Annotated in this window: 24 protein-coding genes; 18 read left to right on the top strand and 6 right to left on the bottom strand. The window is 68.2% G+C overall.

Annotated features, from left to right (window positions below; translation table 11 throughout):
• Positions 1 to 28 precede the first annotated feature (28 nt).
• The 5 genes from LGR54_RS18980 (at position 29) to LGR54_RS18960 (ending at position 4,766) form a co-directional block, all read left to right on the top strand.
• Positions 29 to 517, top strand: coding sequence for a MarR family winged helix-turn-helix transcriptional regulator (locus LGR54_RS18980; RefSeq protein ID WP_230363541.1), 489 nt, complete (start codon positions 29 to 31; stop codon positions 515 to 517).
• A gap of 259 nt (positions 518 to 776) precedes the next feature.
• Positions 777 to 1,781 carry a 2-hydroxyacid dehydrogenase gene (locus LGR54_RS18975; protein WP_230363540.1) on the top strand — a complete coding sequence of 335 codons (1,005 nt, stop codon included), beginning with the start codon at positions 777 to 779 and terminating at the stop codon, positions 1,779 to 1,781.
• An 8-nt stretch (positions 1,782 to 1,789) separates the two neighbouring features.
• Positions 1,790 to 2,578, top strand: a complete 789-nt coding sequence (locus LGR54_RS18970) for an AprI/Inh family metalloprotease inhibitor (protein ID WP_230363539.1) — start codon at positions 1,790 to 1,792, stop codon at positions 2,576 to 2,578.
• A 188-nt stretch (positions 2,579 to 2,766) separates the two neighbouring features.
• On the top strand, positions 2,767 to 3,645 hold the full coding sequence (locus LGR54_RS18965; protein WP_230363666.1) for a cation diffusion facilitator family transporter: 879 nt from the start codon (positions 2,767 to 2,769) through the stop codon (positions 3,643 to 3,645).
• A 284-nt stretch (positions 3,646 to 3,929) separates the two neighbouring features.
• Complete coding sequence (locus LGR54_RS18960; RefSeq protein WP_230363538.1) at positions 3,930 to 4,766, top strand: alpha/beta fold hydrolase; 837 nt, start codon at positions 3,930 to 3,932, stop codon at positions 4,764 to 4,766.
• A 131-nt stretch (positions 4,767 to 4,897) separates the two neighbouring features.
• On the opposite strand, the gene poxB is transcribed toward LGR54_RS18960, so the two are convergent.
• Positions 4,898 to 6,631 (bottom strand): ubiquinone-dependent pyruvate dehydrogenase, encoded by a 1,734-nt coding sequence (gene poxB, locus LGR54_RS18955; RefSeq protein WP_230363537.1) that lies wholly within the window; start codon positions 6,629 to 6,631, stop codon positions 4,898 to 4,900.
• Positions 6,632 to 6,902: 271 nt separating this feature from the next.
• On the opposite strand from poxB, the gene LGR54_RS18950 reads away from it, so the two are divergent.
• The 7 genes from LGR54_RS18950 to LGR54_RS18920 all read left to right on the top strand — a co-directional run bounded on the left by LGR54_RS18950 (position 6,903) and on the right by LGR54_RS18920 (position 13,398).
• Positions 6,903 to 8,348, top strand: coding sequence for an ATP-binding protein (locus LGR54_RS18950; RefSeq protein WP_230363536.1), 1,446 nt, complete (start codon positions 6,903 to 6,905; stop codon positions 8,346 to 8,348).
• Positions 8,345 to 9,004: a response regulator transcription factor gene (locus tag LGR54_RS18945; protein WP_230363535.1), complete on the top strand. Its 660-nt coding sequence runs from the start codon at positions 8,345 to 8,347 to the stop codon at positions 9,002 to 9,004. The genes LGR54_RS18950 and LGR54_RS18945 overlap by 4 nt, the downstream gene beginning before the upstream one ends.
• 125 nt (positions 9,005 to 9,129) lie before the next feature.
• Positions 9,130 to 9,489 carry a response regulator transcription factor gene (locus LGR54_RS18940; RefSeq protein ID WP_230363665.1) on the top strand — a complete coding sequence of 120 codons (360 nt, stop codon included), beginning with the start codon at positions 9,130 to 9,132 and terminating at the stop codon, positions 9,487 to 9,489.
• Positions 9,490 to 9,749: 260 nt separating this feature from the next.
• On the top strand, positions 9,750 to 10,268 hold the full coding sequence (locus LGR54_RS18935) for a Dps family protein (protein ID WP_230363534.1): 519 nt from the start codon (positions 9,750 to 9,752) through the stop codon (positions 10,266 to 10,268).
• Positions 10,269 to 10,325: 57 nt separating this feature from the next.
• Complete coding sequence (locus LGR54_RS18930; RefSeq protein WP_230363533.1) at positions 10,326 to 10,835, top strand: redoxin domain-containing protein; 510 nt, start codon at positions 10,326 to 10,328, stop codon at positions 10,833 to 10,835.
• Positions 10,832 to 11,362 carry a DsbA family protein gene (locus LGR54_RS18925; RefSeq protein WP_230363532.1) on the top strand — a complete coding sequence of 177 codons (531 nt, stop codon included), beginning with the start codon at positions 10,832 to 10,834 and terminating at the stop codon, positions 11,360 to 11,362. The genes LGR54_RS18930 and LGR54_RS18925 overlap by 4 nt, the downstream gene beginning before the upstream one ends.
• Positions 11,363 to 11,604: 242 nt before the next feature.
• Positions 11,605 to 13,398 (top strand): ATP-binding protein, encoded by a 1,794-nt coding sequence (locus LGR54_RS18920; RefSeq protein ID WP_230363531.1) that lies wholly within the window; start codon positions 11,605 to 11,607, stop codon positions 13,396 to 13,398.
• Positions 13,399 to 13,415: 17 nt separating this feature from the next.
• On the opposite strand, the gene LGR54_RS18915 is transcribed toward LGR54_RS18920, so the two are convergent.
• Positions 13,416 to 14,327, bottom strand: a complete 912-nt coding sequence (locus LGR54_RS18915) for a LysR family transcriptional regulator (RefSeq protein WP_230363530.1) — start codon at positions 14,325 to 14,327, stop codon at positions 13,416 to 13,418.
• 161 nt (positions 14,328 to 14,488) lie between these two features.
• Between LGR54_RS18915 and LGR54_RS18910 the strand changes: the two genes are divergently transcribed.
• From LGR54_RS18910 to LGR54_RS18900, 3 genes are all read left to right on the top strand, one after another.
• Positions 14,489 to 15,691, top strand: a complete 1,203-nt coding sequence (locus LGR54_RS18910) for an MFS transporter (protein WP_370638236.1) — start codon at positions 14,489 to 14,491, stop codon at positions 15,689 to 15,691.
• Between the two features lie 138 nt (positions 15,692 to 15,829).
• On the top strand, positions 15,830 to 16,951 hold the full coding sequence (locus tag LGR54_RS18905) for an HlyD family secretion protein (RefSeq protein WP_230363529.1): 1,122 nt from the start codon (positions 15,830 to 15,832) through the stop codon (positions 16,949 to 16,951).
• Between the two features lie 5 nt (positions 16,952 to 16,956).
• Entirely contained in the window at positions 16,957 to 18,543 is a 1,587-nt protein-coding gene (locus tag LGR54_RS18900; protein ID WP_230363528.1) for an MFS transporter, read from the top strand.
• Positions 18,544 to 18,560: 17 nt separating this feature from the next.
• Here LGR54_RS18900 and LGR54_RS18895 read toward each other — a convergent pair whose 3' ends face one another.
• Complete coding sequence (locus LGR54_RS18895; protein WP_230363527.1) at positions 18,561 to 19,676, bottom strand: FAD binding domain-containing protein; 1,116 nt, start codon at positions 19,674 to 19,676, stop codon at positions 18,561 to 18,563.
• 391 nt (positions 19,677 to 20,067) lie between these two features.
• Here LGR54_RS18895 and LGR54_RS18890 point away from each other — a divergent pair, with 391 nt between their 5' ends.
• Together LGR54_RS18890 and LGR54_RS18885 are read left to right on the top strand one after the other, a co-directional pair.
• Complete coding sequence (locus LGR54_RS18890; protein ID WP_230363526.1) at positions 20,068 to 20,895, top strand: helix-turn-helix domain-containing protein; 828 nt, start codon at positions 20,068 to 20,070, stop codon at positions 20,893 to 20,895.
• Positions 20,896 to 21,041: 146 nt separating this feature from the next.
• Positions 21,042 to 21,230, top strand: a complete 189-nt coding sequence (locus tag LGR54_RS18885) for a hypothetical protein (RefSeq protein ID WP_230363525.1) — start codon at positions 21,042 to 21,044, stop codon at positions 21,228 to 21,230.
• A 14-nt stretch (positions 21,231 to 21,244) separates the two neighbouring features.
• Here LGR54_RS18885 and radC read toward each other — a convergent pair whose 3' ends face one another.
• The 3 genes from radC to LGR54_RS18870 all read right to left on the bottom strand — a co-directional run bounded on the left by radC (position 21,245) and on the right by LGR54_RS18870 (position 24,164).
• Positions 21,245 to 21,946 (bottom strand): DNA repair protein RadC, encoded by a 702-nt coding sequence (radC, locus tag LGR54_RS18880; RefSeq protein WP_230363524.1) that lies wholly within the window; start codon positions 21,944 to 21,946, stop codon positions 21,245 to 21,247.
• Between the two features lie 95 nt (positions 21,947 to 22,041).
• Positions 22,042 to 22,866 carry a type I methionyl aminopeptidase gene (map, locus tag LGR54_RS18875; RefSeq protein ID WP_230363523.1) on the bottom strand — a complete coding sequence of 275 codons (825 nt, stop codon included), beginning with the start codon at positions 22,864 to 22,866 and terminating at the stop codon, positions 22,042 to 22,044.
• A gap of 134 nt (positions 22,867 to 23,000) precedes the next feature.
• Entirely contained in the window at positions 23,001 to 24,164 is a 1,164-nt protein-coding gene (locus LGR54_RS18870; protein WP_230363522.1) for a GNAT family N-acetyltransferase, read from the bottom strand.
• A gap of 145 nt (positions 24,165 to 24,309) precedes the next feature.
• Here LGR54_RS18870 and LGR54_RS18865 point away from each other — a divergent pair, with 145 nt between their 5' ends.
• Entirely contained in the window at positions 24,310 to 25,512 is a 1,203-nt protein-coding gene (locus LGR54_RS18865) for a pyridoxal phosphate-dependent aminotransferase (RefSeq protein ID WP_230363521.1), read from the top strand.
• The last annotated feature ends 81 nt before the right edge of the window (positions 25,513 to 25,593 follow it).

The following is a 25,593-nucleotide window of genomic DNA, read 5'->3' as shown; positions in this document are numbered from 1 at the left end:
GCCGCCATGCGGTCGACGGGACGCCCCCATGAAGGACGGGTTCGACAAGAGCATCGGTCTTCGCCTGCAACACGCCGCGCGTCTGCAGCGCGCGCTCGCCGCGCGACGGCTCCAGGAGCTTGGGCTGTTTCCGGGCCAGGAGACCGTCCTAAAGCTGCTGTTCGACCTTGACGGCCGCACCATGTCCGAGCTCGCCGGCGCGCTACGCGTGCGTCCGCCCACCGCCTCCAAGACGGTGGGGCGGTTGGCGGCGCAGGGCCTGCTGGTCCGCAAGGCCTCCGATACCGACGCCCGGCTGGTACGGGTGCATCTCACCGACGAGGGCCGCACCCGCGCCGGCGCCATCGACGACATCTGGGACTCGCTCGAGGACACCATGACCGGTGGCATCGACGGCAAGGACCGCAAGCGCCTGCGCAAGCTGCTGCGGCGGATCGAGAAGAACCTCTCGCTCAAGCTCGGCGCCGAGAACCCCGATCTCGACGAGCAGCCCGACGAAGTGGAGGAGCCGGCTTAGCCCCGGCTTCGGCGTAGCGCCCTCCGACAACCGGTCGCCCCGCCGCCGCGTGGCAACGCGGTGCCGGCCGTCCGCCGAGGTCGCGCATAACCACCCGAAGCGCCACCCGAACGGCGCCGCTGCCATGTCGTGATGCACGCGCCATCCACAGGCTTGTCCACAGCCCTGCTTCCGGCAGGAGCCGGTCGCCCCTGCACAAGACGGATTGCCAGCGCCGGTGCTTTGGTGACGAATAGCCGCCGACGTGAAGGAGCCTGACATGTCCGAATCCCCGACCGCCCCCTCCTCCGGCCGCATCGAGCTTCTGCAGACCGGACCGCTGATGCCGATGATCGAGGCCCAGCTCACCGAACATTTCGTGGTGCACCGGCTCGACGGCCCGGACGGCGACGCGGTGCTGGTGCAGGCCGGGCCGCGCATCCGCGCCGTCGCCACCGGGGTCGGCGCCACCGCCCGCCGCCGCGTCACCGCCGAGCTGATGGATGCCCTGCCGCAGCTGGAAATCGTCTCGAATTTCGGCGTCGGCTACGATTCCGTCGATGCGCCGGCCGCCGGCAAGCGGGGCGTGGTCGTCACCAACACGCCGGGCGTGCTCGACGACGAGGTCGCCGACCTCTCCCTCGCGCTGACGCTCGCCGCCATTCGCCGACTGCCGCAGGCCGAGCGCCATCTGCGCGCCGGCAAATGGCCGGCCGGCGCCTACCCGCTCACCGCGACGCTGCGCGACCGCTCCATCGGCATTGTCGGCATGGGCCGCATCGGCAAGGCGATCGCCCGGCGGCTCGAGGGTTTCGGCCGTCCCATCGCCTATCACAGCCGGCGCCCGGCCGAGGGCGTCGATTATCCCCACTATCCCGACCTCCTCGCCCTGGCGCGCGACGTCGACACCCTCATCGTCATCGTGCCGGGCGGCGCTGCCACCGATCGGATGATCAACGCCGAGGTGCTCGCGGCCCTCGGCCCGCGCGGCGTGCTGATCAATGTCGCGCGCGGCTCGGTGGTGGACGAGGAGGCGCTGATCGCCGCGCTGCAGGACGGCACCATCCTCGCCGCCGGCCTCGACGTCTTCGCCCATGAACCGAACGTGCCGGAGGCGCTGATCGCCCTCGACAATGTCGTGCTGCTGCCGCATGTCGCCTCCGCGACGCAGCTCACCCGCGACGCCATGGGTCAGCTGGTGGTCGACAATCTGCTCGCCTGGGCGGCCGGCCAGCCGCCGCTGACCCCGGTGGCGGAAACGCCCTGGCCGCCGGTCAAGGGCTGAGGCCGGTCATGAGGCGCCGCCGCGACCTCGTCCTCCCCACCGCCCTGCTGCTCGCCGGGCTCGGAGGCCTGTTCGCGGCGACCCCGCCCGCCGTCGCGCAGGATGCGACGACCAAGGAAGCACCTGAGCCGGATACCGCGCCGGAGACTCCCGCCACAGTGGCGCGTCGGCTGGCGGACGCCTACCAGCTCACCAATGCAGACGGCGACCGCATCTGCCCGCTGAGGCTGGCCGCCAAACCCGCCCGGGCGCCGGCGGGCATCGGCCACCCGCTGTTCGCCGTGGAGCTCGACCGTCCCGCCTGCGCCGAACAGATCACCTTCGCCGCCGACATCGCCTCCTGGTCGCCGGGACCGGGGGATTCGATCCGCCTGCACGCCGCCTCCGGCAAGCTGGTGGCGGAGTTCACCGAAGGCGCCGGAGGCAGCTGGGAAGCGCTGCGTGAGCGCGACGGGGTATATTTCCTGGTCAATCCGCGCCTGGTGCAGGCGGCGCCGCAGGCGCAGCCGGCCGATTTGTTCGGGCTGTGGCGGCTGTCGCGTGGGCCGGACCAGCCATTCTGTACCGTGATGTTCGGCGAGCAGCCGATTGGCGACGGCGACTATCCGCTGATCCCGGACGATGGGTGCGCCGCGCTATTCGGCAAGACCGCGCGCGAGCGCTGGCGGCTGGATGCCGGCGACCTGCTGCTGCTGGGCGATACCGGCGAGCCGCTGCGCTTCGCCGCGCAGGAGGACGGCAGCTGGCTGAAGGTGCCGGAAGATCGCACCACGCTCATGCTCTCACGCAATCCCTGAACCTCTGCCGGCCGTCGTCCCGCCGTCGCACGCATGCGTGTCACAGGAAATCGATTACCATCGCCGGCCGGCGCAACGTGGCGCGCGCGGGGAAGCAGGGCAGCGGGGAGAGCGCGGTGGCGGAACATGCGCATGGCAGCGGGCATTCGCGTGGCGGCGGGCATTCGCATGGCGATGCCGCCGCCCTCATGACCGCCGGCGGACGGCACAAGCGCTCGCTCTATCTCGCGCTGGCGCTGACCTTCTCCTTCATGATCGTCGAGGTCGTCGGCGGCCTGTGGACCGGTAGCCTGGCGCTGGTCGCCGATGCCGCGCACATGCTCACCGATGCCGGCGGCCTGGTGCTGGCTCTGGTCGCCATCCGCTTCGCCGAGCGCCCCGCCACCCCGCGCAACAGCTATGGTTATGTCCGCATGGAGGTGCTGGCGGCGCTCGCCAACGCCGTCGTGCTGCTGGTGGTGACCGTTTTCATCCTCTACGAGGCCTGGCAGCGCCTGGTCGCCCCGCCGGAGATCATCGGCGGCCCGATGCTGGCGGTGGCCATCGCCGGCCTGGCGGTGAACCTCATCAGCATGCGCCTGCTGTCGGCGGGCTCGAACGAGAGCCTCAACGTCAAGGGCGCCTATTTCGAGGTGCTGGCCGACATGCTCGGCTCGCTCGGCGTCATCCTGGCGGCAGTCATCGTCATGCTGACCGGCTGGACGCTGGTCGACCCGATCGTCGGCGCCGGCATCGGCCTGTTCATCGTGCCGCGCACCTGGATCCTGCTGAAGGGTGCCGTGCACATCCTCATGGAGGGCACGCCGCCCGACATCGACCTCGCCCGGATCGAGGCAGCGCTCATCGCCATCGAGGGTGTCGAGGCGGTGCACGACCTCCACGTCTGGACGCTGACCTCCGGTATGGACGCGATGAGCGGCCATGTCGTGATCAGCGACATGGCCCGCGCCCGCGACACCCTCGCCGCGGCGCAGGCGGCGATGCAGGCCGGCTTCGGCCTGTCGCACCTCACCATCCAGATCGAGGATGCCGCGCTCCGCGCCGCCGAGGCGCCTCAGCGACTCTAGATTCGGCAACCACACGTTCACTGCAATGAACATCGCAACATAACACGATATTCATTGCGTGAACGCCAATAGCCAACGCGCCGCGCGGCGGCCTATCTTCCTGGCTGAGACGGACGGGACGACACCGGTTTCCCAATTCCGCTCGCCGGCGGGCATTCGCGATAGCGGGCGTTCATTCGTCACGTACCGGTCGCGTCGTTCGCTCTACCTTTCGCGCCACCCGGCGGTGCTTTGCAGCTTGCCTTTCCACCGTCGCCTTATCGCCAGATCGAAGGATTGCAACCATGCCTTTCGTCACCACCAAGGACGGCGTCGAGATCTTCTTCAAGGACTGGGGCCCGAAGGATGCCCAGCCGATCGTCTTCCACCATGGCTGGCCGCTGTCGTCCGACGATTGGGACGCCCAGCTGCTGTTCTTCGTGCAGAAGGGCTTCCGCGTCGTCGCCCATGATCGCCGCGGCCATGGCCGCTCGTCGCAGGTCTCCGACGGCCACGACATGGACCACTACGCCGCCGACGCCTTCGCGGTAGTCGAGCATCTAGACCTGAAGAACGCCGTCCATATCGGCCATTCCACCGGCGGCGGCGAAGTCGCCCGCTATGTCGCCAAGCACGGCGAACCGGCCGGCCGCGTCGCCAAGGCGGTGCTGGTCTCCGCCGTGCCGCCGCTGATGCTGAAGACCGAAGCCAATCCCGAAGGGTTGCCGATCGAGGTGTTCGACGGCCTGCGCGCCGCGCTCGCCGCCAATCGCGCGCAGTTCTTCATCGACCTGCCGGCCGGCCCCTTCTACGGCTTCAACCGTGAAGGCGCGAAGGTTTCGCAGGGCGTGATCGACAATTGGTGGCGCCAGGGCATGATCGGCAGCGCCAAGGCGCATTACGAGGGCATCAAGGCGTTCTCCGAGACCGATCAGACCGAGGACCTCAAGGCGATCTCGGTGCCGGTTCTGGTGCTGCACGGCGACGACGACCAGATCGTGCCCTACAAGGACGCCGGCCTGAAGTCGGTCAAGCTGGTGAAGAACGGCACGCTGAAGATCTATGAGGGCTACCCGCACGGCATGCTCACCACCCATCCCGAGGTGCTGAACGCCGACCTGCTCGCCTTCATCCAGGGCTGAGCCGACTTCCATCGATACGAACGGGGCGGCAAGCTTTCGGCTTGCCGCCCCGTTTCATTTGGTCTCATGCCCCGCGCCGGATCGCGGGAACGGGTCGCCGCCATGCCGCCCCCGGCGCGGCGGCAGCCATGTCAGCGCCGCAGCAGGTTTGTCTTGGCGAGATCGAGCACCTGGTCGCCGCGCCCGCTCATCACCGCGCGGATCATCCACAGGCCGAAGCCCTTGGCCTGCTCCAGCTCGATGGTCGGCGGCATGGAAAGCTCCTGCGTCGCGGTGACGACGTCCAGTACCGCCGGCCCGTCATGGGCGAACGCCTCGGCGATAGCTCCTGGCAGGTCGCCGGGATCCTCCACCCGTACGCCATGGATGCCCATGGCCCGCGCCATCGCCGCGAAATCCGGGTTTTCGAGGTTGGTGCCGATCTCCACGAAGCCGTTCGCCTTCATCTCCAGCGCCACGAAGCCGAGCGTACCATTGTTGAAGATCACCACCTTCACCGGCAGCTTTTCCTGCCTCAAGGTGATGAGGTCGCCCATCAGCATGGTGAAGCCGCCATCGCCGGACAGCGAGACCACCTGCCGGCCCTTCTGCGCCGCCTGGATGCCGATCGCCTGCGGCATGGCATTGGCCATCGAGCCGTGCACCAGCGAGCCGACCATGCGCCGCTTGCCGTTCATCGTGAGATAGCGCGCCGCCCAGATGGTCGGGGTGCCGACGTCGAAGGTGAACGCCGCGTCCTCCGCCGCCGCCTCGCTGACGAGGCGGGCGAGATATTGCGGGTGGATCGGCTTGTTGCCCGGCGTGCCGGTGGCGAGATCGTCCAGCCCCTTGCGCGACTTGCGATAGCGCGCCACCGCCTCGTCGAGATGGGTGCGGTCCTCGTTGACGGCGAGCCTGGGGATCAGCGCGTCGAGCGTCGCCTCCACGTCGCCGACGAGGCCGAGTTCCAGCGCGCAGCGCCGGCCGAGCTGCTCTGGGCGGATGTCGACCTGCGCGATCCGGACGCCGGTCGGCAGGAACTGCTTGTAGGGAAAGTCGGTGCCGAGCAGCAGCAGCACGTCGCAAGCGTGCATCGCCTCATAGCCGGAGGCAAAGCCGATGAATCCGGTCATGCCGACATCATAGGGATTGTCGTATTCGACATGCTCCTTGCCGCCCAGCGCATGCACGATCGGGCTCTTCAGCTTCTCCGCCAGCGCCATCAGCGGGGCATGCGCACCGGCGCAGCCTCGCCCGCAGAACAGCGTCACCCGCTCGGCGCCGTTGAGCAGCGCGGCGAGCGCGGCGATCTCTTCCTCGGCGGGCGTCACCACCGGCGCGCGCGGCTTGAGGCCGGCATTGGCGGAGATGGGTTTGGCCGGCGCCGGCTTCAGCGCGATGTCGCCCGGTATCACCACCACCGCGACGCCGCGCTGGCCGATGGCGGCGCGGATGGCGTTTTCCAGCACGAAGGGCATCTGCGCCGGGTCGGACACCAGCTCGCAATAGACCGAGCATTCGCGGAACAGGTTCTGCGGGTGCGTCTCCTGGAAATAGCCGCCGCCGATCTCCGAGGAGGGGATCTGCGCCGCGATGGCAAGCACCGGCACGCGCGAGCGCTGCGCGTCGAACAGGCCGTTGATCAGGTGCAAATTGCCCGGCCCGCAGGAGCCGGCACACACCGCCAGTTCGCCGGTGATGGCCGCCTCGCCGGCGGCGGCGAAGGCGGCGACCTCCTCGTGGCGCACATGCACCCAGTCGATGCCGTCGGTGCGGCGGATGGCATCGGTCAGGCCGTTCAGGCTGTCACCCACGACGCCGTACACACGCTTCACCCCGATCTGGGCCAAGGTCGCGATGGTCAGGTCGGCGATGTTCCGGCTCATGGCATGTCCTCGAAAAGCGATGGTTTGGCGAACGGGCGGCACCATCGGGCACCGTCCTCTGCACGACTATCGACGATCTGGTCTCCGGCTCAATTCTACATCTGCTTGCGCCGGCATACGATGAGCCGATGAAAAACATACGTAGGTATAGGCCCTTAGGAGTCGGAATTTGCTAGCATGGCGCCATGATTTGTACCGTGGCCCTCAAGGGGTGGATGCTGCATCCTACCCCCCTGTATTTTATCTGCCGTCCGGGTCGCGGAGCGCCGCGGTGACGACCGGGCTCGCCGCCCTGCTCCGGCCCGGCCGGCCGCTGGCGCCGGCGCTCGCCGCGCTGCTGGCCGTCGTGATCTTCGCCATCGACACGCTGACCCCGCTCGATACCGCCATCGCCGTGCTCTACGTCGCGGTGGTGATGCTGGCAGCCGACCGGCTGACCCCGCGCGGCATCCTGCTGGTCGGCGCCATCTGCATCGGCCTGACGGCAGGCAGCTTCATCGCCGTCCATGGCGAGCGCTACGATCCGCAGGCGGTGGTGCGGGCCGTCGTCGCGATCAGCGCCATCGTCGCGGTCACGTTGCTGTCGCTGCGCCACAGCCGTTCCCGCGAGATGATGCGCGGACAGGCGGCGCTGCTCGACCTGACGCACGACGCCATACTGGTGCGCGACGACGCCGACACCATCCTCTATTGGAACCGCGGCGCCGAGGAACTCTATGGCTGGTCATCGGACGAGGCGGTGGGGCGCAAGACCACCGAGCTGCTGCGCACGGTGTTCCCGTCGGCCCGCGAGGCCGTGAACGCGCAGCTGCACCACGATGCCCGCTGGGAGGGCGAGCTGCGCCATACCTGCAAGGACGGCGCGCAGGTGACGGTCGCCAGCCGCTGGTCGCAGCACCGCGATCCACAGGGCCGGCCTGTGGCGACGATGGAGATCAATAACGACATCACCGCCGGCAAGCGGGCCGAGGAGCGTTTGCTCCAGGCCCAGGCCGAGCTGTCCCAGGTGACGCGGGTGGCGACGCTCGGCCAGCTGATGGCCTCGATCGCCCATGAGGTGAACCAGCCGCTGGCGGCGGTGGTCACCAATGGTGAGGCGGGGTTGCGCTGGCTGCGCCGGCCGGTACCGGACGTCGGCGAGGCTACCGCCTCCGTCGAGCGGATGATTGCCAATGGACGGCGCGCCAGCGAGGTGGTGGCGCGCCTGCGCGCTTTGTCCCGCCGCGACGAGCTCCGCCATGAGACCATCGAGGTCAACAGTCTGATCGAGGAGACGCTCGCCATAATCGAGCGGGAGCTGCATCGCCACGGCGTGCAGCCCCGCCTCGGGCTGGCGCCGGTGCTGCCACCGGTAAAGGGCGACCGGGTGCAGCTGCAGCAGGTGCTGATCAATCTGGCGATCAATGCGGCGCAGGCGATGGATGGCGCGTCCGGCGACCGGTCCCTCGCCATCCTGTCGCGACAGGGACGAAACGACGCCGACGAGCCGGTGATCGAAATCGCGTTCGTCGACCGGGGCACCGGGGTCGCGCCCGAAGACCTGCCCCGTCTGTTCGAACCATTCTACAGTTCCAAATCCCAGGGCATGGGGTTGGGGTTGTCGATCTGCCGTTCCATTATCGAGACCCATATGGGCCGCATCGACGCGATGCCGAACGCCGACGGCGGCATGACGTTCCGTGTGGTTCTGCCCGCGCTCAAGGAGCCGACCCCGTGATTGCGACCCCACCGCCGCGCCGCGCCGCATCCGAACCGATCGATCCTCTGGTTATCGTGGTTGACGACGACCAGCCCCTGCGCGAGGCGCTCTCCAGCCTGTTCCGCTCCATCGGCCTGCGTGTCGAGCTGTTCGGCTCCGCGGCGGAGTTCCTCGCAGCGCGGCTGCCGGACGTGCCGCGCTGCCTTGTGCTCGACATTCGTCTGCCCGGCGTCAGCGGGCTCGACTTCCAGTCCCAGCTCGTCCGCAGCGAGCTCAACATGCCGGTGATCTTCATGACCGGCTATGGCGATATCCCGATGACGGTGCGGGCCATGAAGGCGGGGGCGGTGGACTTCCTCACCAAGCCCTTTCGCGACCAGGACATTCTCGATGCCGTCGCGGCCGCGATCGAGCAGGACCGCACCCGCCGTCAGGCCGACCGCGCGGTCGCCGGGGTGCAGGAACTGTACGAAACCCTTACCGCGCGCGAGAAGGAAGTCATGACGCTCGTCACGTCCGGCCTGATGAACAAACAGGTGGCGGCCGAAATCGGCCTCAGCGAGATCACCGTCAAGATTCACCGGGGTCATGTGATGAAGAAGATGGGCGCCCGCTCCCTCGCCGATCTGGTGCGCATGGCCGAGACGCTCGGCCTCGCGGCACCGAAGAGATAGAGGACGCAAACCTTCATATAATTTCGAACCACTCGCTGCTGGGCGATATAGAGAGCAACAAGAGACGTGAGATCGGTGCGCGTCCCGATCAGCGAGAAGGATCAACCATTGTGCGCCAGACCGCGATGATCTCGATCATCGATGATGACGAGTCGGTGCGGACCGCGACCGCAAGCCTGGTTCGGTCGCTGGGGTTCGAGACCAGTACCTTTGCGTCGGCCGAGGATTTTCTCCATTCGCCCCGGCTGTTCGACAGCGACTGCGTGATCACCGACGTGCAGATGCCCGGCATGAGCGGCGTCGAGCTGCAGGCGCGCCTGCGCCAGGGTGGCCATCGCGTGCCGCTGATCTTCATCACCGCCTTTCCCGAGGAACGTCTGCGCCGCCAGGTAACGGCCTCCGGCGCCATCGGCTTCCTCAGCAAGCCCTTCGACGGCGGCGAGATGATCGCCTGCCTCGACCAGGCGCTCAGCCACCCGGCCTGATCTTCCCTTTCCTCGCCGTCGAGACATCCGAGGTGGAACGCCTCCGATGCCCCGCGCCTGCATGCCCGCTGCGAGGCCTCACACTCATGTATGAGGCTGCAAACCAAACGGCCGATATCCCGGCCCGGACAGCCGGCCTAGCTTTGGTATCATCGGATGCCCCGACATGGACCGCCTCGAATGGCCGGCCTGCGCGGGATCCGTGCGGCGACGGCACCGCCGCCCTTCCGAATGCAACCCGCCCGATTGGAGAGCCTGCCATGACCGACACACCGGCGAAGACGCGCCAGATCGCGCCGCTGCGCACCCCCACCGATCTCGGTGCCGACGCCACCCGCGACATCGCCGCCGCGCTGACCACGCTGCTGGCCGACGTGTTCGCGCTCTATCTCAAGACCAAGAACTTCCACTGGCACATGTCGGGCCCGCACTTCCGCGACTATCACCTCATGCTTGACGATCAGGGCGACCAGCTTTTCGCGATGACCGACGACATCGCCGAACGCGCCCGCAAGGTCGGCGGCACCACGCTGCGCTCCATCGGCCATATCTCCCGCCTGCAGCGCATCGCCGATAACGACGCCGACTACGTGACCGCGCAGGACATGCTCGCCGAGCTTGCCGAGGACAACCGCCAGCTCACCGGCTTCCTGCGCGCCACCCACGCGGTCTGCGACGAGTACAACGACGTCGCGACCGCCAGCCTGATCGAGAACTGGATCGACGAGACCGAGCGCCGCAGCTGGTTCCTCTACGAATCCACCCGTTCGAACCACTGAGCGTCCGCCGCCTCGCCGGTGCGACAGCGCACCGGCGGCGGTCCTGGAGACAAACCGATGCCCGAGACCTCCGCCCATGCCGGCGCCTTGACCTCCGGCGAACCGGCTCCCGCCTTCAGCTTGCCGGCGACGCCGGATCAGGCCCTGTCCCTCGCGGATCTCAAGGGCCGGCCGGTCATCCTCGCCTTCTATCCCGCCGACTGGAGCCCGGTCTGCGGCGACCAGATGGCGCTCTACAACGAGATACTTCCCGAGTTCCACCGCTACGGCGCCCAGCTGGTCGGCATCTCCACCGACGGGGTGTGGTGCCACGCCGCCTTCGCCGCCGACCGCAAGCTGCACTTCCCGCTGCTGGCCGATTTCGAGCCCAAGGGCGGCGTGGCGCGCCGCTACGGCGTCTATCGCGAGCATGACGGCACTTCCGAGCGGGCGCTGTTCGTGATCGATGGCGAGGGTGTGATCCGCTGGAGCTATGTCTCGCCTCTCGGCCTCAATCCCGGTGCAGACGGCATTCTGGACGCACTGGATGCCCTGGCCGGGGCGAACACCACGGGAGTGGCGCCATGAGCCGTCTCACCCCCGCGGTCGGTGCCGACGACCACGCCCAAGGGCCAGCCGATGCGCCGGTCACCCTGGTCGAATATGGCGACTATGAATGCCCCTATTGCGGGGAAGCCTATCCGGTGCTCAAGGCCGTGCAGGCAGCGATGGGCGACCAACTGCGCTTCGTGTTCCGCAATTTCCCGCTCACCCAGCAGCATCCCCATGCCGGGCGCGCCGCCGAATTCGCCGAGGCGGCGGCGGGTATCGGCCGGTTCTGGGAGGCGCATGACCTGCTCTACGAGCATCAGGACGCGCTCGACGATGCCGGCCTCCGGGCACTGGCGCAGGCGATCGACCTCGACGAGGCGCATCTGCGCGCCGGCTTCGAGGGCCGTTACGACGAGAAGATCCGCCGCGATTTCTCCGGCGGCTTGCGGAGCGGCGTCAACGGCACCCCGACACTGTTCATCAACGGCCTGCGCTATGACGGTCCGCGCGACGTCGACAGCCTGGTGGCGGTCCTTCAGGAGGTCGCGTCGCAACCGACCTGACCGGCGCGCCGCGCCCCTCGGAGCATACCTCGGTATAGGGTCGTTGACCGCTTTGGCCGATGACAGGCGGCGCGCCATCCCTATAATGGCGCCGCGTGACCTTACCCTACGAGAAGTCGCAAATTCCTATGCGAAGACAAGCAGTTCCGGGCATCCTGGGATCGAGGGGCCGCTATGCCGGAGCTGCCGCTCTGGCAGCGGCGATCTTTGCCATAGACAGCTTCACCATGCTGAGCAGCGCCGTGGCTGTTCTGTATGTGCTGGTGCTGATCGTCATTGGCGACACGGCGTCGGAACGCGCGATCCGCGTCACGGCGGCCGGTTGCATCGCCCTTGCGCTTTTCAGCTTCTTCTACGGGCACGACGAAGACATATCGATCGACGCGGCGTTGCGTCTGCTGTTCAGCCTGGCGGCGATCCTCGGTGCCGCCTTCATCCTGCTGCAACGCCACGGCGACCGGCAGACCGTCGCCTCGCAGGCGGAGCTGCTCGACGTCACCAGCGACGCCATCTTCCTCACCGACGTCACCGATCGGGTGATGTACTGGAATCACGGCGCCGAGACGCTCTATGGCTGGAGCTTCGAGGAGGCCTATGGGCAGGATCCCCATGCCCTGCTGGCGACCCGCTACCCGCAGTCGCGCGGCACCGTCAGGGCCGCGCTGGCGCGGGACGGTGCCTGGGAAGGCGAGGTCGTGCAGACCGCGCGTGACGGGCGCGCCATCCATGTGTTCAGCCGGCTGCGCCGGCGCACCGAGCCCGGCCGCTACGAGGGTACCACTCTCGAGACCAACACCGACATCACCCAGCGCAAGGCCGCCATCGAGGCGCTGAGCCAGAGCGAGCAGCGTTTCCGCACCATCTTCGAAACACTGGCGGTGGCGATCTGGGAGCATGATCTGCGGCCGGTGAAGGCGGAACTCGATGCGCTACGGGCGCAGGGCATCGACGACCTCGCGCTCTATCTTGCCCAGCACCCGGAGCTGCTGCGCCGCATCCGCGCCAGCGTCCGCGTCACCGATGTGAACGGCACCGGGCTGCATTTGATGGGTGTCTCGTCCAAGGAGGAATTCTTTACCCATCTCGATGGGTTCCTCACCGATCCCGACGAGGATTTCATCGGTTTCCTGCTGGCGCTTGATTCCGGCGCCCCGCATTTCCAGAGCGAAGCCGGCATTCGCACTCGCCAGGGCGAGCCGCTGCGGGTGCTGGTCGCCTTCAACTTCCCGCCGCCCGAGCTTTTGGACCGCGTGCAGGCCAGCGTCCTCAACATCACCGAGCGCATCCGCGTGCAGGAGGCGCTGCAGCGCACCCGCAGCCAGCTCGATCACGCGCTGCGCGCCGCCACGATCGGCGAGGTCTCCGCCTCCATCGCGCATGAGATCAACCAGCCGCTCGCCGCCATTTCCGCCCATGCGGCGGCGGCGAGCCGGTGGATGGACCGCGACCCACCGAACCTCGCCGAGGTGCGGGCCTCGCTCGACGCCGCCGGCGAGGCGGCCCGGCGCGCCTCGCAGGTGGTGCGGCGCGTGCGCTCCTTCATGACCAAAGTGGAGCCCGAACGGGCGACGCTCGACGTCGACGCTTTGGTCGGCGAAGCCGTCCGGCTGGTGCAGCACGAGATCGCCGCCCATGGCGTGACGCTGACGCCGGCGCTGGAGGCCGACGGGCTGGCGGTCGAAGGCGACCGCATCATGCTGCAGCAAGTGCTGATCAACCTGATCACCAACGCCATCCAGGCAATGCACGCGACGCCGGCCGGCGAGCGGCGGATCGTGGTACGCACCTGGCGCCTCGGCGGCGGGGTGGGCGTCGAAGTGCGCGATTCCGGCCCCGGCTTCGCCGCCGAGGCCGCACAGAAGGCCTTCGAGCCCTTCTTCACCACCAAGGCCAACGGCATGGGCCTCGGCCTCGCAATGTGCCGCACCATCATCAACGCCCATGACGGCGAGATCCGCATCGATCCTCCAGGCGGCGGCTGGGGTGGCCAGATCGCGATCATGCTGCCCGCGCGGGGCAGCCAGATCGCGGGCTGACGACTACCGTCCGGCGTTCAATCCGCCGGCAGCTCGTCGTTGCGTTCCGCCGCGTCGGCCTTTAGCCGCTGCGACAGCGCCTCGATGAATTGCCTTACCTTGGCCGGCACCAGCCGCCGCGTCGGGTAGACCGCCCAGATGGAGAGCGGCTCCGGCACCGCGTCGGCCAGTTGAACCCGGCGCAACAGGCCTCGCGCGATGTCATCGTGCAGGTTCCAGTCCGACAGGTTGGCGATGCCGAGCCCGCCCCGGCAGGCGGCATGGATCGCGTCCACCGAATTGGCGGAAAACCGCCCCGCCACCTTGACCCGCCGCATCGCCGTGCCGACCCGGAAGCTCCAGTGCGGCACCGCGCTTACCGTCAGGCACTCGTGCCCGGCGAGTTCTGCGAGGTCGCCTGGGGCGCCACGGCGCTCGAGATAGCCGGGCGCCGCCACCAGCCAGCGCGGATTGTCGGTCAGACGCTGGGCGATCAGGCTGCTGTCGTCCAACGGCGCAATGCGAATGGCGAGGTCGAGACCCTCGGCGACGATGTCGACCACGCTGTCAGACAGCTGCAGATCGACCGTTACCTGCGGGTGCGCCGCCATGAACTCCACCACCAGCGGCGCCACCACCTGGCGGCCGAAGGCCAGCGAAGCGCTGAGCCGCAGCAGCCCGCTGGCGCCGCCCTGCCGGCCGCGCAGGCTAGCGAGCGCTGCGGCACGCTCTTCCAGCAACGCCTCGGCATGCGGCAGGAAGGAGAGGCCGTCATCGGTCAGGGAAAGAGCCCGCGTCGTCCGATGCACCAGCCGGACGCCGAGCTCCTTCTCCAGCCCGGCCAGCAGCCGCGTCGCACCCATCGGCGAGAGCCGCAGCCGCCGCGCCGCCCCCGCCAGGCTCCCCGCCGAAGCGGTCTCCACCAACACGGCCAGGGCGTCGAAATCCATTACATCAGAATCCGATACAATCGTGCATCACGGCAAGACACTATAACAGTTCATGCGAAATATTATCTTCAAACGCAATCGATACCGAACATTGGCGACCGATGCCGGTTCGTCCCACCCGCGCAGACAGCGCGGACGCGTCGGGCGCAGGAGAGATTCCCATGACCACGCAGCAAAGCGTGCACGAAACCCATGTGCCGGCCGAGACGACCCTCGGCCTCGGCACCACCTTCGCCATGGCGACCGCCGCCGGCGTCGCCGTGGCCAATATCTATTACAACCAGCCCATGCTCGCGATCATCGAGCAGGACCTGCCCGGTCCCGTCACCGCGGCGATCCCGACGGCGACGCAGCTCGGTTATGCCATCGGGCTGTTCCTGCTGGTCCCGCTCGGCGACCTCGTCGAGCGGCGCCGTCTGATCGTCGCGCAGTTCGTCGTGCTGGCAGCCGCGCTGGTGCTGGCGGCCGTGGCCCCCTCCGGGCTGATGATCGTGCTGGCCTCGCTGGCGGTAGGCCTCGCTGCCACCGTCGCGCAGCAGATCGTGCCGCTCGCCGCGCATCTGGCGGCTCCGGAGAAGCGCGGCGCGACGGTCGGCACCGTGATGGCCGGCCTGCTCGCCGGCATCCTGCTCAGCCGCACCCTGGCCGGCTTTGTCGCCACCCATGGCGGCTGGCGCGAAATGTTCTGGCTCGCCGTGCCGATGGCGCTCGCCGCTGCCGGATTGATGGCTCTTACCCTGCCGCACAGCCGACCGGATTCGGGCATGCGCTATGGCCGGCTGCTGCACTCCATCGTGCATCTCTGGAGCGAGTTTCCGGCGCTGCGGCTGGCGGCGCTGACCCAGGCCGCGCTGTTCGCCGCCTTCACCGTGTTCTGGACCGTTCTCGCCTTCCGGCTGGCGGAACCGCGCTTCGGCTTCGGCGCCGACATTGCCGGCCTGTTCGGGCTCGTCGGCGCGGTCGGCATCCTCGCCGCCCCGCTCGCCGGCCGCTTCGCCGACAAGCGCGGTGCCTCGCTGGCGGTAATGCTGGGAGCGGTCGTCACCCTGGTGTCGTGGCTGGTCTTCGGCGCCTGGGGCTCGCTCGCCGGCCTGGTGGTCGGGGTGATCCTGCTCGATTTCGGCATCCAGAGCGCCCTGGTGTCCAACCAGCACATCGTGTTCTCGCTCCGCCCCGCCGCTCGCGCCCGGCTGAACACCGTACTGATGGGGGCGATGTTCCTCGGCGGTGCCCTCGGCTCCGCCACCGCGAGCCTCGCCTGGAGCGCCGGCGGCTGGGCTGCCGTCTCTGCCCTCGGCATCGGCCTCTCGGCGGTGGCGACGCTGCTGCAACTCTCGGCTCTGGTTCGTCGCCGCGCCGGGTGACATGCTCGGCTCCGCACCGTTGCGGCCCCACACGTCCGGAACGATGCGGAATGGATTCTGGAAAGCATGCCGGCACGATGATCGTCAGGATCGTCGCGCCGGCGGCGATCCATCCGCCCGAAGGAAGGCCCTCGCGACATGCCCACCCAGACCCCGCCCGACCACGCGACCAGCCAGGCTTCTCCCGAGGACGACACGCCCTTCTCGCTCGCCGCCAGTCTGCGCCGGCTGCTGATCCCGCTGGCGGCGATCCTCGCCGTCGGCGGGCTGCTGGTTTACACCAACAACCGCTGGAGCCAGTGGGCCAGCGAGCAGCCGGTGCAATATACCGACGACGCCTATGTGCGCGCCGACGTCTCGACGCTCAGCGCCCGCATCAGCGGCAATGTGCTCAAAGTGCTGGTCGACGACTATCAGGCGGTGAAGGCCGGCCAGCCGCTGGTCGAGATCGACCCCGCCGACTATCAGGCGGTCCGCGACGCCGCGCAGGCGGCGGTGGAGGGGGCGCAGGCGGCGCTCACCAATCTGCGCAATCAAGAGGAACTCCAGCGCGCGGTCATCAGCCAGGCCGAGGCGCAGCTGGTCTCCGCCCAGGCGGCCGAGGTGGAGATGAGCGAGGAGTTCACCCGCCAGCAGACCCTGGTGCAGGGCGGCATCGCCGGCACCGAGCAGAAGCTGCAGCAGGCCACCGCCAATCTCGCCAAGGCGCAGGCGGATGTGCGCTCGGCGCAGGCCGCCATCGAGGCACAGAAGCGCCAGCTCGACGTGCTAACCGGACAGGAAGGCACGCTGCGCGCCAGTCTGGACGCCGCCAACGCCAATCTGAAGACCGCCGACCTCAAGCTCAGCTACACGCAGGTGTCCGCGCCCTTCGACGGCATTGTCGGCACCCGTCTCGTGCAGATCGGCGACTATGTGAATGTCGGTACCAACCTGATCGCCGCGGTGCCGATCCCCAACGTCTATGTGATCGCCAATTTCAAGGAGACGCAGCTCACCCATGTCGCTCCCGGCCAGAAGGTCGACATCACCGTCGACACCTTCCCCGGCCAGACGCTGCACGGGCGGGTGGAGCGCATCTCGCCGGCGAGCGGCTCGGTCTTCGCTCTGCTGCCACCGGACAACGCCACCGGCAACTTCACCAAGGTGGTGCAGCGCATCCCGGTGCGCATCGCCATCGAGCCGGGGCAGGCGCTGACCGACAGGTTGCGCGCCGGCATGTCCGTGGAAGCGCAGATCCACATCGACGCGGCGAAATGACCGCCATGACCGCCACCGCCGTCACCCTCCCCGCGCCTCCGCAAATCCACCCCTATGGCCGGCCCGCCCTCGCCGCCGCGGCGGTACTGCTCGGCTCCTTCCTCGTCGGCTTCGACACGCGGCTGTTCTCCATCGGCTTGCCGGACCTGCGCGGCGCCTTCGGGCTCAGTTTCGATCAGGGCGCCTGGCTTTCCACCATCGCCACCGCGCCGCAGATCTTCATCGCCCCGGCGGTTGCCTGGCTAGCGGCCACCTTCGGCGTCGGCCGGGTGCTGTTCTGGCCGAGCCTCGTCTATGCGGTGGTCTCGGCGATCATTCCCGAGGTGCGGAACTGGGAGACGCTCGCGCTGCTGCACGGGCTGCGCGGCTTCCTGCTCGGGGTGTTCATCCCGGCGACGATCATGATCATCTTCCGCAACCTGCCGCTGAAATGGTGGGTGCCGGCGCTGGCGGTGTATGCCTTCCGCCTGGCTTTTTCGCAGAGCACCGGCGTCGCCATCGTCGGCTTCTACGAGACCCACCTGTCCTGGGAGTGGGTCTATTGGCAGGACGTCTTCCTGGCCCCGCTCATCGGCATTTTGGTACGCCTCGGTTCGCCGGTGGAAAAAATCGACATCGCGCTGCTGCAACGCGCCGATTGGGGCGGCATGGCCCTGCTCGGCTCCAGCTGGGCGCTCATCTACGTGGCGCTCGACCAGGGCAACCGGCTGGACTGGCTGCAATCCGGGCTGATCCTCTCCCTGCTGGTGGCGGGCGTGGCGATGCACGTGTTCTTCTTCGTCAACGAGACGCTGGTGAGGGCGCCCTGGGCGAGCCATCGCGTCATCGCCAAGCGCAACGTGCTGCTCGGCTTCCTGATCATCCTGTGCTTCAACCTCGCCAGCATGTCGAACAGCCTGCTGGTCCCGAACTTCCTCTCCAACGTGGTCGGGCTGCGGCCGGAGGAGATCGGCGGCCCGATCGTCGTCGGCGTCGCTCTGCCGCTGCTGGTGATCATGCCGGTCGCGGTGATCATGATCCGCCTGTTCGACGTCCGGCTGAGCCTGCTGATCGGCTTCCTCGCCTTTGCCATCGCCGGGCATATGGGCACCTACATCACCCATGAATGGGCGGCCTGGAGCTTCCTGCCGATGCTGCTCATCCAGTCGGTCGGCCAGGGCTTCACCTTCCTGGCCGCGGTGGTCTACCTGCTCGCCAATTCCGATCCGAAGCAGGCGACAGCGGTCGGCGCCTATGTGCAGGTACTGCGCCTCGGCGGCGCCGAGACCGGCATCAGCATCATGACGACCTTCCTGCGCCACCGCGAGCAGTTGCACTCCTACCTGCTCGGCCTGCACGTGCCGTCGGCGAGCCAGAAGGTCACGGATGCACTACAGGGTTTCACCGCCCCCTTCACCGATGCGGGCGCCTCGGCGCAGGAAGCCAGCGCGCGTGGCGTCGCCAGCCTGGCCGCGCTGGTAGCACGCGAAGCCAATGTGCTGTCCTATATCGACGGATTCCAGCTCTGCTACTGGGGCGCGCTGGCCGGGCTCATAGTCGTCGCCCTGCTCGGGCAGGCACCGCGCGGGCCACTAAGCCCACGCTATTACTGAAGGCACGCCGGGACATTTCAGTCGAACGAGGCGCCGAGCCGCCTTCCATAGTCCACCACCGCCTGCCCGTGCAGCAGGCGCACCCGCTCGAAGGCCGCCAGCGCCGCCGGCACGTCCGGCTGCCCCACGAGCGCGTCGCGCAGCGCGAAAGCATCTCCGGCCACCTTGGCGACGCCCATGGCGGTGTGCGGACGGGCGACGAAGGCGGCGTCGCCGATCAGCACCAGCCGCCCGGCGACCATGCGCGGGGTGGCATAGTCGAAAATCGCCTGCACGAAGGGGAGCGGCTCGGCCGCCACCGCCGCCGCGAAGGCCGGCGGCAGCAGTCGCGCGGCGTCAGCGCGCAAGACGTCCGCCGCCGCCGGCCGCATCTGCCCCGGCGCCAGCGAGAAATCATGCCGCTGCCCGTCGGCATCGGTCAGCACGCCGATGAGTTCCTCCGGCGTGTAGCGCCGGTACCAGACCCAGTTGTAGCGCCGCCGCCCCGGCTCGATCGCCCCGTCCGCGCCGGGGACCAGATAGCCGAGCACCTGTGAGCGCGGGATATCGTAGAAGGCAAAGCGCTCGAACAACCTCGCCGCCGCCTGTGTCGGCATCGCCGTCTCCGGCACCAGCCCGCGCCACGCAACATAGCCGGCGTAGGCGGGAAGCGATCCCGCGCCGGCCACCAGCCCGCGCAGGGTGGAGCCGAGCCCATCGGCGGCGATGACGAGATCCGCCTCCTCTGCGCCGCCATCGGCGAAATGCACCGTCGCGCGCTGCATGTCCTGCGTCACCCCCGCGACCGTCCGGCCACCGACATAGCCGCCGTCCGGTACCCGCTCGCGGAACACCCGGAACAGCCGGTCCCAGGAGAGCTGCGTCTGCGGCGTCGCCTGCCGGTGGACCACCTCACCGTCCCGGTCGAGCACGATGCGCTCATGCGCCTCGACACCGAACTGCGCGACATGTTCGACGCCAGCCTCGCGCAGCATGGCAAACACTTCGCGCTGCGCGACGAGGCCGGCGCCGCGGCCCTCGAGCCCCGAGGTCGACCGCTCATAAACGGTCACGTCGTGTCCCGCCCGGCGCAGCAATTCGGCGGCGAACAACCCGCCGACCGAGCCACCGGCAATGACGATGCGCATCGGCATGGATCTTCTCCTGAAAGGGGACCAGAGTGAGGCCGCGAGGGTATTGCGCCCGCCACGCGGGAGCCGACCTCTTTCACTGCCCCCATCCGGCACGATTTTCTTTCGCGAATGCCGCCGCGTCTGCTGTCGGTTCCTCCGGCGCCCGTTCCCATACCTTTGTATGGGGCCGGCAAACTCTTCATATAGCCAGCCAAACCCACGTAGAATGGAGCAATTTCGCGCCGCGCCTATTCTTTGCCCATCGCCAGCCGATGCCTGGAAACGTCCAGATGCGGCGATGGGACGTCTTCGTGCGGTCCGGCAGCATGTCATGCCCCTCTCCACGAGACTGCCATCGCCGGGACCCCAGGCAGCGGCACGTTCCGCTCCACAGACAGAGGGAGTTCCGGTCATGTCGTTCCACGTGTCTCCGCAGATCGAAGGTACCGCCACCCACGCCCTCCCCGACATCCTGCGCGTGCCCTTCGCCGCAGCGCCGGCCGCCTCTCTGCCAGCCCCCGACACGCTGTCCGTGCGCCTCGGCCATATCGATCTCGTGCTCGCCATTTCCGCCGCGAGCACCGCGCCGGCCGCCGGCCTCTCCTTCGGCGAGCAGACGCCGACGCGGAACGGAACCGTGCATCTGCATGTCGCCGGCAACCAGATCCCCACCGCCCTCAACCTCGCCGCCGGCCCAGCCATCATTGCCGGGGACGATCCGGTGATCCTGCGGCTGTCGCAGGCGCTGGAAGCCGCCGAGCACGGCACCGACGAATTCGGCGGCGTCTATGCCGACGCGCTGCGCCTCGCCATCGTCACGCGCGCGCTCAGCGTCCGCCCTGCCGGCGACGCACTCGAAGAGCCGGCCACCGAGACCACCCCGGCGACGCGCCGTCCCAAATCGGGCCTGCCGAAATGGCGGCTGAAGAAAGTCGTCGCCTATATCGATGAGAATCTGAGCGAAAGCGTCTCCCTCGCCGGCATGGCCGACGCCGCCGGCCTCAGCCGCATGCATTTCGCCGCCCAGTTCCGCGTCAGCACGGGCTTGCGTCCGCACGAATTCCTGCTGCGCCGGCGCATCGAGAAGGCACAGTCACTGATGAAGGAGACACGCGACTCGCTGGTCGCCATCGCACTGGAGGTCGGCTTCCAGACCCAAGCCCACTTCACCACTGTGTTCCGCCGCTTCGTCGGCGACACTCCGCATCAGTGGCGCAGCGCCGAGCGCAGCCGGAGCTGAACCCTCCCGGAACCTTGATGGTCGGAGAGGAGCGTTACCGTGGACATTGCCAAACCGGGTTTCACAACAGACGGGCATGCTCGCGGCTCCATTGACGGCCGAGACCTGCTGAAGGTCACGGGAACGCACAGACAGGACGCCCCGTCATGAACCCCGCCCTTGCGCTTCTTCCCATTCTCGCGGGACTGATCATTTTGTTCATCGGCGCCACCGTGCTGGTGCAGCGCCCGGCCTCGCAACCGCTTCTGGTCGGCGCCTGCCTGCTGGTCGATGTCGTGCTTCTGGGCGCCGGGCTGGTGTTGCTGCCCTTCGCCCTGCCCCTCAGCGTTTTCTGAAGAAATCGGCGATATCAGATCAGGCGCAGACCCTTGAGGCTGGCATGGCCATCCTTGCCGACGATGATGTGGTCGTGCACCTCGATGCCGAGCGGCTTCGCCACGTCGATGATGGTCTTGGTCATCGAGATATCGGCGTTCGACGGCGTCGGGTCGCCGCTCGGGTGGTTGTGGACGAGGATGATCGCGCTCGCCGACACTTCCAGCGCCCGCTTGACCACCTCGCGCGGATAGACCGGCGTGTGATCCACCGTCCCGCTCTGCTGCACCTCGTCGAGAATCAACTGGTTGCGCTTGTCGAGAAACAGCACCCGGAATTGCTCGCGGTCAGCGAAAGCCATCGAGGCGCGGCAATGGGCGATCACCGAGCTCCACGATGAGAGCACCGGCCTGGCCCTCACCTGCGCCCGCGTCACCCGCTCCACCGCGGAGCCGATCAGCTTGAATTCGGTGATGATCGCCTCGCCGACGCCCTTGAACTCACGCAGGCGCGCCGGCGGGGCGGCGATCACCTCGGCGAAGGAGCCGAAGCGCTCCACCAGCTTCTTGGCGAGCGGCTTGACGTCCGCGCGCGGCACGGCGCGGAACAGCACGAGCTCGAGCAGTTCGTAATCCGGCAGCGCCTCCCCGCCCCCGGAGCGGAAACGCTCGCGCAGCCGCTCGCGATGGCCGGTGAAATGAGGCTCATAGTCGCCCGGCCTAACCCGCTCGGACATTCCGGCTTCCGCCGATGCGGCCGCGGGCAGCGCGGCCTCGGACGTCGGCGTCTCCTGAAAGCCCGGTTTAGGCTTCATCCGCCGCCCCGGCCCGCTCAGCCGCCGAAGATCGGCTTGTGATAGCCCTTCGGCGACAGGGTGAAGATCTCCACTCCCGTCTCGGTCACGCCGACCGAATGCTCGAACTGAGCGGAGAGCGCGCGGTCGCGCGTCACCGCTGTCCAGCCGTCCGACAGCACCTTCACGTGCGGCCGGCCGAGATTGATCATCGGCTCGACGGTGAAGATCATGCCCGGCATCAGTTCCGGGCCCTCGCCCCGGCGGCCGACATGCACGATGTTCGGCTCGTCATGGAACAGCTGGCCGACGCCGTGGCCGCAGAAATCCCGCACCACGCTCATATGCAGCGGCTCGACAAAGTCCTGGATCGCCGCGCCGATGTCGCCGACATGGCCGCCCGGCTTGATCGCCGCGATGCCGCGCATCATCGATTCGTAGGTCACGTCCAGCAGCCGCTCGGCCCGGCGAGGGATCTCGCCCACCGGGTACATGCGGCTCGAATCGCCGTACCAGCCGTCATAGATCAGCGTGACGTCGACATTCACAATGTCGCCCTCGCGCAGCGGCTTCTCGTTGGGAATGCCGTGGCAAACCACGTGGTTGATCGAGGTGCAGGTCGACTTGCGGTAGCCGCGATACATCAGCGTCGCCGGGATGGCGCCGTTGTCCATGCCGAATTCGAACACCAGATTGTCGATCGCCTCGGTGCTGACGCCCGGCGCGACCATCTCGTGCACGAGATCGAGCGCCTCGGCGGCCAGCCGCCCGGCGCGGCGCATGCCCTCGAAGCCTTCCAGCCCGTGCAGGCGGATCTGACCGGTCTTCCTCAGCGGCGCGGCGGCCGCTTCCACATAGCTCATCGCAGGCAAGTCCAGATTCGTCGCGGGTCGATCACCCGCTATTCCCAGTCCCGAATGTAAGCGATCCGCCGGCGCACGCAAGGAAACAAGGTCGCGAGGTGCCCCTCCCCCTCGCCCGCGCCGGACGTCCGCGTTCAGCCGAGCGCCTTCGCCATGTGGACCAGACGCCGGTCCGGCATCTGCTCCACCCGCTCGATGGAATAGCCCTTGCGGCGATACCAGTTGATGTTGGCCGACAGCGGCTCGCCGGTATAAAGCCGCACCACCCCGCGCCCCAGCGCCTGCGCCCGCGCATCGGCGGCGGCGAGCAGCACGTTGCCGAGGCCCGATCCCTGAGCCATCGGCGAGATGGCAAGGCTGTCGAGCAGCAGGTCACCCGCCCGCGGCTCCAGGATCAGCACCGCCGACAGCGCGGTGGCACCGTCGACCACCCACACCTCGCGCTCGCGGAACACCTGGACGTAGTCCCACAGCAGCGGCACCGGCTCGACCCCGAGCAGGGTGCGGTTCTTGGCATAGGCGCGCCGTTGCACCTCTTCCACCGCCGGCAGATCGGCAAGGCTGGCCCGCCTCAGCCGGATATCGCCAACCTCGATGAACTCGGCATTGAGAACGCCGAGCGAGGCGAGCTGTCTCCCCTCGGCGTCGAAATTCTCCGGCGCCAGCCAATGCGCGAAGGCATGGGCGCGCTGCGGCCATTCGCCGTCCAGCATCGAGAACCAGGCGGTATCGCGGTTGCGACCCTTGACGATCATGTGCTGGCGGAAAACGCCCTCGAAGCGGAAGCCGTAGCGCAGGGCGGCGCGGCGCGAAGGGGCGTTGAGCGCGTTGCACTTCCACTCGTAGCGCCGATAGCCCAGCGCCTCGAAGACGTGGCGCGCCATCAGTTCCATCGCCTCGGTGCCGCCCGGGGTCCGCATCAGCGCCGGTGTATAAAGGATGTTGCCGACCTCGATCACCCGGTTGGCCGGGTCGATGCGCATGAAAGTGGCGTGCCCCACCGCCTCGCCGCTCGCCTTGTCGATGATGGCGTAGAGCAGCGGGTCGTCCTTCTGCGCCGCCGCCGCGTAATAGGCCTCGAACGCGGCATAGTCCTCGAAGGGCGCCGCCCCGAGATAGGCCCAGAGCTGCTCCTTCTCCGGCCCGTGCGAGCGCTCGTAGAGCGCCGGGCCGTGCTTGCCGACGTCGAACGGCACGATGTCGACATGCCGCCCGGTGAGCGCGATACGCTGCGGCCGCGCCGCCGGCCGGGAATCCACCAACTCTCCCAGAGGCAGGTCGAACGCGTCAGTGCTCATTGAAAGATCCCGGCATCGCGCGCATTGAACGGTTAGGACGGAGAGAACAGCTTGAAGCCCGCCCCGTTCATGTGACACCAATGATGAAACTACAAGCAATTTGCGGTCGTCCCGCGCCCTATCAACGCCAACGCAGAATAAGCCCGTGACATCGCCCATCTCCCCCATCCGTCCCATCCCGGCCTTCGAGCGCATCGGCGAGGAGAATGCTTTCGCGGTGCTTGCCCGCGCGGCTGCGCTCGCCGGTCAGGGGCGCGACATCATCAATCTCGGCATCGGCCAGCCGGATTTCCGCACGCCGGACCACATTGTCGAGGCGGCGATCAAGGCGCTGCGCGATGGCGAGCACGGCTACACGCCGTCCATCGGCATCGCACCGCTGCGCGAGGCGGTCGCCGCCGACATTCATCGCCGCCACGGCACCTCGATCGATCCCGGTCGCGTCGTCATCGTGCCCGGCGGCAAGGTGACGATGTTCGCCGCCATCCTCATGCTCGGCGAGCCGGGGGCGGAGATCCTCTATCCCGATCCCGGCTTCCCGATCTATCGATCGATGATCGAGTTCACCGGCGCCACGCCGGTGCCGGTGCCGATCCGCGAGGAGAACGGCTTCGCCTTCTCCGCCGAGGAGACGCTGGCGCTGATCACCCCGCGCACCCGGTTGCTCATCCTCAACTCGCCAGCCAATCCCACCGGCGGCGTGACGCCGAAGGCGGAGATCGACGCGCTGGTCGCCGGGCTGGAGCGCCACCCGCACGTCGCCATCCTCTCCGACGAGATCTACGACCAGTTCCTGTTCGACGGCGAGGAGCACACCACCCTGCTCGCCTATCCCGAGATTCGTGACCGGCTGATCCTGCTCAATGGCTGGTCCAAGACCTATGCGATGACCGGCTGGCGCATGGGCTGGGCACTGTGGCCGCCGGCGCTGTTCGAGGCGGTGCGCAAGCTCAGCGTCAACGCCTGGTCTTGCGTCAATTCTCCTGCCCAGTTTGGCGCGCTGGCCGCCCTCACCGGTCCGCAGGACTGCGTGGCGGCGATGGTCGCCGAGTTCGACGCCCGCCGCCGGCTGGTGGTCGACGGGCTGAACGCGCTGCCGGGCGTCGCCTGCGCCACGCCGAAGGGGGCGTTCTACGCCTTCCCGAATGTCTCGGGCACCGGCTGGAACTCGGCAAAGGCACTGGCCAATGCCCTGCTCGAAAAAGCCGGCGTCGCCACCATCGGCGGCCCGGATTTCGGCGTGTTCGGCGAGGGCTATATCCGCCTGTCCTATGCCAATTCGGCGGAAAACATCCGCCGGGCGTTGGAGCGGATGGGTGATTTCCTCGTCTCCGCCCGGGCGGCCTGAGCGACCGGCAAGCCCGCGGACCGAAACCGCCTCAATCGGCCGCGGGTTGCCGCGGCGGCCGATTGAGGCGAACCTGCGCGC

It is taken from the genome of Ancylobacter sp. Lp-2 (assembly GCF_020523795.1).
GTDB lineage: Bacteria > Pseudomonadota > Alphaproteobacteria > Rhizobiales > Xanthobacteraceae > Ancylobacter.
This window is presented reverse-complemented; position numbering and strand designations above follow the sequence as displayed.